This is a genomic window from Hadarchaeum sp. (SeqCode) (genome assembly GCF_049969415.1).
GTDB lineage: Archaea > Hadarchaeota > Hadarchaeia > Hadarchaeales > Hadarchaeaceae > Hadarchaeum.
This window is the reverse complement of record NZ_JBMFOX010000040.1, coordinates 1-8,181: the sequence shown is the minus strand read 5'-3', so window position 1 is coordinate 8,181 and position 8,181 is coordinate 1. Positions and strand designations below refer to the sequence as shown.

The 8,181-nt window shown below is 49.7% G+C and carries 6 protein-coding genes; 3 read left to right on the top strand and 3 right to left on the bottom strand.

The features are described 5' to 3' along the window. The first annotated feature begins 157 nt into the window (after positions 1-157). From ACP5PX_RS06935 to ACP5PX_RS06925, 3 genes are read left to right on the top strand one after another with little or no spacing between them, the layout of a single operon-like run. Positions 158-1,213 carry an ABC transporter permease gene (locus ACP5PX_RS06935; protein ID WP_428085245.1) on the top strand — a complete coding sequence of 352 codons (1,056 nt, stop codon included), beginning with the start codon at positions 158-160 and terminating at the stop codon, positions 1,211-1,213. Further along, complete coding sequence (locus tag ACP5PX_RS06930; protein ID WP_428085244.1) at positions 1,210-2,079, top strand: ABC transporter permease; 870 nt, start codon at positions 1,210-1,212, stop codon at positions 2,077-2,079. The genes ACP5PX_RS06935 and ACP5PX_RS06930 overlap by 4 nt, the downstream gene beginning before the upstream one ends. A 14-nt stretch (positions 2,080-2,093) precedes the next feature. Further along, positions 2,094-3,821 carry an aldehyde ferredoxin oxidoreductase family protein gene (locus ACP5PX_RS06925; protein ID WP_428085243.1) on the top strand — a complete coding sequence of 576 codons (1,728 nt, stop codon included), beginning with the start codon at positions 2,094-2,096 and terminating at the stop codon, positions 3,819-3,821. 42 nt (positions 3,822-3,863) lie between these two features. Here the strand turns inward: ACP5PX_RS06925 and ACP5PX_RS06920 are convergent, their stop codons facing one another. From ACP5PX_RS06920 to ACP5PX_RS06910, 3 genes are all read right to left on the bottom strand, one after another. After that, positions 3,864-4,904 (bottom strand): alcohol dehydrogenase catalytic domain-containing protein, encoded by a 1,041-nt coding sequence (locus ACP5PX_RS06920; RefSeq protein WP_428085242.1) that lies wholly within the window; start codon positions 4,902-4,904, stop codon positions 3,864-3,866. Positions 4,905-5,058: 154 nt separating this feature from the next. Next, positions 5,059-6,192, bottom strand: a complete 1,134-nt coding sequence (locus ACP5PX_RS06915) for a BMP family lipoprotein (protein ID WP_428085241.1) — start codon at positions 6,190-6,192, stop codon at positions 5,059-5,061. Positions 6,193-6,857: 665 nt separating this feature from the next. Continuing rightward, on the bottom strand, positions 6,858-8,181 hold a 1,324-nt coding region (locus ACP5PX_RS06910; RefSeq protein WP_428085240.1), incomplete at its 5' end, for an ASKHA domain-containing protein.

Genomic DNA, 8,181 nt, shown 5'->3' with positions numbered 1-8,181 from the left:
GACACGGTGCTGGTCGACGGGGAAGTGGTGGTCAGAGGCGGGAAGCTGACGAAGGTGGACCTCGACGAGATCATCAGGAGGCACGGGGAGCTAGCGGCCGACCTGCTGGAAAGGCGAAAGAAATATATTCTAAAGAAGAATTAGGAGAGGTGTCAAAGTGAAACTTAAAATTCAGGTTCAAAAATCCAATCTTATAATGGGCCTGTTGAATATTGCGGCGATTATTGGAGCCGTCATCGGTGTGGTGGCTATTTCCTCAGTCGTTTCTGGCGTTGATCTCGAGCGGAGCTTTTCCACCTTTTTGACTTATACCGTTGGGTCCCACTCCGGAATTTTGTATGTCCTTAAAAGAACCACGCCGCTCATTCTGGCCTCTTTGGGCCTTGCCGTCGCGTTTAAGTCAGGTTTTTGGAACATCGGTGCCGAGGGACAGATAGCTATCGGCGCCATCGCCTCTACAGGGGTTTGTCTTTTTTTGGGCCTTCCCGACTTAGCCGCGGTTGCTTTAGCGTTTATTCTGAGTTTCGTGATCACGGGGCTCTACAGCGCCGTTTCAGGATATCTGAAGGTAAAATGGGATGTGAATGATATCGTGGTGACGATGATGATGAACTTCATCGCCTTGGCGCTTTTCCACTACCTCATCTCCGGACCGTGGTTCTGGAAACAGGCGGGGGCGGTCGGGCTCTATTCCCGCACGGCACCCATCCCTGAAGGGATGAGATTTCCTTTCATTTCCCAACCGTTGAGTTCAGCATTCATCTTGGCCATCGCATTTGTCTTCATCGTTTATTTTTTGATGAAGAAGACCGTTTTGGGTTATCAGCTCAGGGTGGTGGGAGATAATCCCACAACGGCGCTCTGCCAGGGCATTAACGTGAAACGGGTTTTCGTCGTCGGCGCCATTATCAGTGGCGGTTTGTGCGGATTAGCCGGCATGTCGCTGGTCTTGGGTGAATTTTTCCGGATGCAGGCGGGTATCACCGGGAATTACGGATTCTTCGCCATACCAATTGCGATCTTTTGCCGAAATGAGCCACTCCTGGTTCCTTTCGGTTCATTCTTGGTGGCCATAATTATTGAGGGAACGCTGGCCCTCACGACTTTAGGGATGCCATCGGCACTTTCAGAGGTCCTTCTCGGCGTTCTTTTCCTTGTGGTCTTCTTCCCAGAGCTGGTTAACTGGGTCAGAAAAAGGAGGAAAAAGGCATGATTGACATAATAAGCTCAATACTTTCCTACTTTCCCGTAATAGGGCTGGCCGCTCTCGGTGGCTTGATTGGGCAGAAGGCGGGCGTTTACAACATCGCTGTGGAAGGAATCATGATGGCCGGGGCGGTGGGCGGCCTTTTCGGATACTTCATTTCAGGATCACTCTGGATGGGGCTATTGGTCGGATTTCTCTGGGGCATGTTTTTTGGAGTGTTGTTGTCACTGCTGACGGTTAACTGGGGGTTGAACCAGATAGTCATCGGATTTACCCTTTGGTTCCTTGCTGAGGGACTTGGAAAGTTCCTGTACCCCATTCTGCTGCCCGGATCCTTTAAGGTGCCGGAGAGATTCGGATATCTGTTCGGCTTCGATTATGTATTCTACTTGACGATAGCGATGTTTGTGGTCGTCTTCATTATCTTCAAGTGGACCAAGCAGGGTCTGGCGATTCACGTGGCCGGCGAGAGCCCTGAAGTTGGCGACATTGCCGGAATAAACATCTTCCGGGTGAGGTGGATCTGCAATATCATCGGCGCCGGTTTGATGGGCGTAGCCGGGGCCTACTTGGCGGACCATGTGCTGCAGGGATATAACTATACGATGATTGCCGGTTACGGATGGGTCGCTTTTGCGATTGTCCTCTTTGGTAGGTTCTCTCCGACGGGCGTACTGCTCGGTTCGCTGTTCTTTTCCTCACTTATAGGGATTCAGACCAGGCTCCAGGTTGCCGGAGCTTTGTTTTTGCCGAGCGAGTTCATGGTCGTCATACCCCACATCGGGGTGGTTGCCGTCTTGGCCATCATCGGAATTCTCGGTAAAAAGTCAGGCATCCCCTCCGCTCTTGGCGTTCCGTATAAACGGGAATAGCAGGAGGGCCACCGATGTCTAATTTTTCCGGCAGCCGTAGTGGAAAATTTTTGGATGTAGATTTGAGTTCCGGAGAGTTGAGAACAAAGGACATTCCCCCAGAGGCAATGAAATTTATCGGCGGTAGCGGATTGGCAACTTGGTTCGTATCAAAAATGGTCGATCCTTTGGTTGAGCCTTTGGGTGAAAAGAATATTCTAGTCTTTTGTACGGGCCCGGTCACTGGGGCTCTGCCTATGTCAAGCCGTTACGTGGTCGCTGCAAAGTCTCCGCTGAATGGTACCCTTGGTGATGCCGACGCAGGTGGTTTCTGGGGCACTGAACTCAAAGCTACAGGATTTGACGCGGTTGTGGTCCGGGGCCGGTCAAAACGGCCGCTTTTTCTTTGGGTTAGAGACGGCAGGGCTGAGCTTAAGGACGCGCGGGATTTGTGGGGGCTGGACATCCAGAAAACTGAGAATGAAGTGAAAAAAATTTGTGGTGATTGTAGAGTCCTTTCCATCGGTCCGGCCGGGGAGAACTTAGTTAAATTTGCGGTCATCTCCAATGACGGTGGAAGAGTTGCCGGCAGGAGTGGCCTTGGTGCTGTTATGGGATCGAAGGGGCTGAAGGCAATTGCTCTCAAAGGAGAACATAGATATTCTCCAACTCAAGAAGTGGTAGAGTTGGCAAAGGAGATGACGCGGCACCTGCTGGAGAAGGATGGGATAAAAAGGCTTTCCAAGTTCGGCACAGGATCTTTTCTGGAGAATCATCTGGCAAGAGGAAACCTTCCACTGAAAAATTGGGGGCAGGATGGGTGGTCGGAAGAGTCCGCCAAGAGAATTTCGGCCAACCGGTTGTCTGATCTAGTGAGGATAAAAATGAGGGCTTGCAGAAATTGCCCGGTCGGCTGTGAAAAAAGAATCGAATGGAATGGTGTGGATGAGAAGGGTCCAGAATACGAAACGATAGCCGCTTTGGGATCTCTTTGTCTCGTGGACGATCCGATGTCAATCATAAAGGCCAACAGGTCATGTAATCTGCTCGGTATTGACACCATTGAGGCTGGAACTTTAATCGCTTTCTTGATGGAGTGCTTTGGGAAAGGAATTTTGTCCGATAAGAAAGTCGGTATCTCGCTATCTTGGGGTCAGGGCGAGAATTTTCCCGAGTTGCTCGAAATGATTGCCTTTAGACGCGGTTTTGGGGCAATCCTTGCCGAGGGTGTAAAAAGGACGGCGGAATCGATAGGTGGCGAGGCCGTTGGGCTTGCCATGCACGTTAAGGGGGCGCCCATATGCATGCATGATCCCAGGGTTCAGCCCGACAAGGGCCTGAACTATGCGACCCTTCCTTCGGGAGCCTATCACGGCAAAGGAGGAAGCGGCTATGTCGGGCTGAGGTGCGGCAGTATGGTAGAAGAGCTGGTGAAGAGGCAGAACCTAGCAGAAGTAATTGATAGTCTGGTCATGTGTTCCTTTGCCTTTGAAGTCTGGGCGGGTGGACTTCCTGTCGATTACATACCCAGAATTTTGGAAGCGGTTTCAGGGATGAAGCTTAGTTTAAGCGATCTTGAGGAGATTGGTGGTGAGATATTTAATATGAAGTCATCCTTTGCTAAAGCGGCGCTTGGTCGGAAAGAAATGGGTGAAGTGCTGCCGAATAGATTCAAAACAATTCCCAGAGTAAGGAATGGAGTCGCTTATAATTTCCAAGCCGAAAAATTCTTGGATGAGTACTACAGGATAAGAGGACGTTAGAAACACTTTTCGTGCCAGTGCAGCCTTTAGATATTTTCATGCTTATTCTTGTTTGGCCATCTCCGGGTTAGCGACGACCCTCCCCACTATTTTTCTCTCTTTCATTTGATTGAGCACTTCTGGGATTTCGTTGAGGCTGACGATTTTCGAAACCACCGGGCTTATCTTTTTCAGATGTGCCAGTTTGACGACATCAATTAGGTTTTGATGGGTGTAGGAGACCGAACCCATTATCCTGAATTCTCCAACTACTAGAGATAATGGATTTACCTCCAAGGAATCCTTTGTATATCCAATGATCACATACCGGCCTGTTTTAGCAAGGCTGTTAAGAGCATTTTCCATGGTTTTCCCAAGTCCCACCAGTTCCAGCGCCACGTTTACGCCTTTCCCCCCAGCCATCTTCTTTATTTCATTGCTGACATTAGCCATGTTCCCGTCGACCACACCATCAGCTCCCATTTCTTCAGCCATTTTTAGTTTGTCTTTGGAGACGTCCACCACGAAGACCTTGGCGCCAATGTGTTTTGCCACTTGGAGGGCGCTGGTACCCAGGCCGCCGAAGCCATTTATCAGCAGACTTTCTCCTTTTTGGAGCTTTGCTTGGTCGACCAGCCCGTGATACACCGATCCCACGGCACAAGGCAGGACTGCGGCTTTTTCAAAAGGAACATCAGCTGGCAGTTTTACTAAAGTTCTTTCCACAGTTTTCACATATTCTGCGTAGCCGCCGTCAATGGTGAAACCATGCTGGTCTAAATTGTCGCACAGATTTTCCATTCCCGCCCGGCAGTATTCACATTTGCCGCAACTTTTGTTGTTGTTGACGACCACCCGGTCTCCTTTTTTGAATTTTTTCACCTTTTTGCCAACCTCTTCTATTTCGCCAGCGATTTCGTGGCCCAGCGTGATTGGAAGGGAACCCTTCCAAGGGACCAGAGTGCCGTCCAAAAAGTGCAGGTCAGTGTGGCAGATGCCAGCGGCTTTAACTTTTACCAGAACCTCATCGTCTACAATTTTCGGTACTTCGACATCCTCAATTTTCAGGGGCTTGTTTGGCCCATAATATCTAATTGCTTTCATACATCTCAGTAATTGCTGAGTTCGTTGGCTAATAAATCTGACGGAACTGGTGTCATTTGTGGCAGCTCCGCTCGTTACCGTTTAATAAACACCGCAGTAAAATTAAATCTACCTCCGACTAAGCAAGTTAAAAAAAAGAAAATTTTTATCGGTTTTATTCTACCCAGTCGGTTTTTTCAGGCACTACTAGTTTACCGCTGATGATATCCTGTTTCAATTGTTCTGCGAACTCCTTGACCTCTTCTGGAACCATATTGCCCCAGGTTGGGAAGCCCAGAGAGCCATCTTCCAGCGTCAGATAGACTTCAGCAGTTTGAGATCTGAGTTTTTGCCAGTTTCCGTTCACTATAGCGTTCACTATGGTGTCCAGTGGTTTTGTCCAGTCCCAGATTGAACAGGCGATGAGGGTGTCCGGATAATACTGCACCATGTCGATGTACTCTTGGAACGTGTACATTCCTCTGACAGCTGCCTCCAAGGTCGCTGCGAAGTCATCTTGGTTCACAAAAACGATATCAATGCCAGCTTCATGGAAACTCGCCACCGTGTCCCTAGCCTTTGCCGGATCGGAGTAAGAGTTCATATCCACCCGGGTAACGGTGATGTTCGGGTTAACGTAGTGCGCGCCGTCTCTGAATGGGTTCGCTACCGTGCGGTTGGCTCTTGGTCCCGGGATAGCAATGATGAGCCCAAGTTTGTCAGTTTTCGTCAATTTTGCCGCAACAGCGCCTGCTATAAAGTTAGGCTGGTGGACGTTCGCTGCGTTCATGCATATCATGTTATTTGGAATGGTCAATCCCGAGTCGGCTATTGGTCCCGCTTCCCATTCTTGAATAAAGTAAACATCTGGGTGTCTTGCTGCCACATTGAGCGCGGCTTCCATGAACTCGTCAGTTTCGATGTAGATGATATTATAGGTAGATGCCGCCTGTTCAATTACACTCTCAACGTTCTGTATGCCAGTTTCTTCAATCCAGGTGTATGAGATCCCATATTTGCCTGCAACTGCTTCCACAGCTTTTGCGTGGCTGGGCGACCAGCTGCCCTCATCGTGGTGCCACCACATCACCACACCCATAGTGAGCTTGGAGGGTGCGGTTGGTGATGCAGGTGGTGTGCCGGTCACGGTTGGTGATGCAGGTGGTGTGCCGGTCACTGTCTTTGTCACCGTAATAGTTTGGCCGGGCGCTTGTGGTGTCATAGCATACAGTGCTACAGCGCCAATTACTAGACCAATAACTAAACCGATTACTACTGCAACAGAAGTTGTTATTCCCCTTTTTTCCATTTTTTCACCTTTTCAGTATAATGGTTGTTACGAGTCCTTTTATCCTTTTAGGTGCTTTAGAGTTTGTCGAAAAATTCCACAGAATAAAATAAACCCGATTTTCTCTGCCGCTCGCACCTGCATGTAGGTGCGTAGGTTGTGCGCCACAAGCATGAGTAGCATGCTCAGGACCTTCGTCCTTGTCCTTTTGCACCTGGTGTGGGCACCGTGGCGGTTCTCGATGCCCGCAAATATCGCCTCCCCGATACCCCCTGCGCCGGTAGAGCCCGCGGTTTCTCCTGAAGTCGCGGAGCACCCCTTTTCTGAGCAAGCCTCGGGACGAGTTGGCCGCGGCTTGAATAAAGGTTTGAGGCCCTGCCTCGTGGTGAGTTCAATGTTCCGCATCCAGTCGTAGGCGGAATCGCCCAGCAGGCGCTTGTTACCCCCGGACCAGCTTTTCGATTCTAATTGGCGTGGCTCGTCTAACAATTTAAAAAATTCGAATTTTTTGGCAATTTTTGTTCCAGATTTTGGGCAAAGTTGGAGATCCAATTTATTTGAGTTTTTTGAATTCGATTTTCCTTAGACGATACGAGATAAGATGTGTTTGGGAGTGTGTGAGTCAAGCCTTATAATTTATTTTTGACAGGACACGAGCAGAGCGTACACCTCATGCAGCTTCGTTGTTAAGATTTCAATATCTCGGACCAACTGGGGAGCTCTTCGCAGATTTTTCTCAGGCTGGGGAATCTGTCTATTTTTGCGTGGGGGAAGTACATCGCGGAGATAAATTCCTCGTTGAACTCGGGAGCAATGGTGAGTTCGAGGTATTTGGTTCTCCTCGCTATTTCCTCGGCATCGGACCTTTTCTCTTTGGAAATTAAGGCCTGCTTTGCCCCCATCCCGGCCGCATTGCCCACCGACTTTACCTTATCCAGTGGGATGTCCGGATAAAGTCCGATTATCTTCGCGCTCAGCTTGTCAATGTAAGTTCCAAAGGCACCCGCCAGATAGACGCGAGCCACGTTTTTTTCGCTCACGCCTCTTCTTTTTATCAATATTTTTGCTCCGCTGTACATTGCCGCCTTGGCCAGTTGAATTTCCCGGATATCCCTTTGGGTTATGGCGATATCGCCGATACCCCCCTCCGTTTCTTTTTCCCAAGCCAGCACGAATTCCAGCATGTTTTGGTTTCTCCGGATCCGCGGGTTCTTTATTTCGGGGTTTATGTTTCCGTTTCTCATCACTATGCCGGCCAGGAACATCTGGGCCACCGCGTCCACGATGCCGGAACCGCATATTCCCTTGGGTGGAAGGTTGTCGATGGTGCTGTATTCCACCTCCAAGGTGTCAGGCTTTATGCTCACCCTCTCGATTGCTCCCGGCTCACCGCGCATACCGTGCTTCAGGTGTGCCCCTTCGAACGCTGGGCCGGCAGCAGTGGAACATACTTCGATGCTTTCTTTGTTGCCCAGCATGATTTCTCCGTTCGTTCCTATGTCGGTCGCCAGCGTAAGCTCTGGCTCCTTGTAGATGTCGGTCGATAGGATCACACCTACCGTATCGGCGCCGACAAATCCAGCGATTACCGGGAGGACGTGAACGTTGGCGCTGGGATTCGTTTTGAGCCCCAGCTCAGAGGCCTTCACGTCAACCCCTCTCCTCACCACCGGAGTAAAGGGGGAGAGGGCCAAGAACTTGGGATTCAGTTTCAAAAAGAGATGGTGCATCGCCGTGTTGCCGACGATGGTGACCTCATAGATTTCTTCCTTGTTTACATTTGCCTTCAAACAGGCCTCTTCGATTATTTTGTTCAAGCCGCCAATTATTACCCGGTTTATCTTTTCCAGACCGTCTTCGTTTTGAATGCAGTAGGTTATCCTCGTTATCACGTCTTCCCCATACGGGATCTGTGGATTCAGAAGCGACCCAATGCTTACCAGATTTCCATCTTTGAAATCTATCAGATATCCAACCACCGTTGTAGTCCCAATATCTACGGCGAGGCCG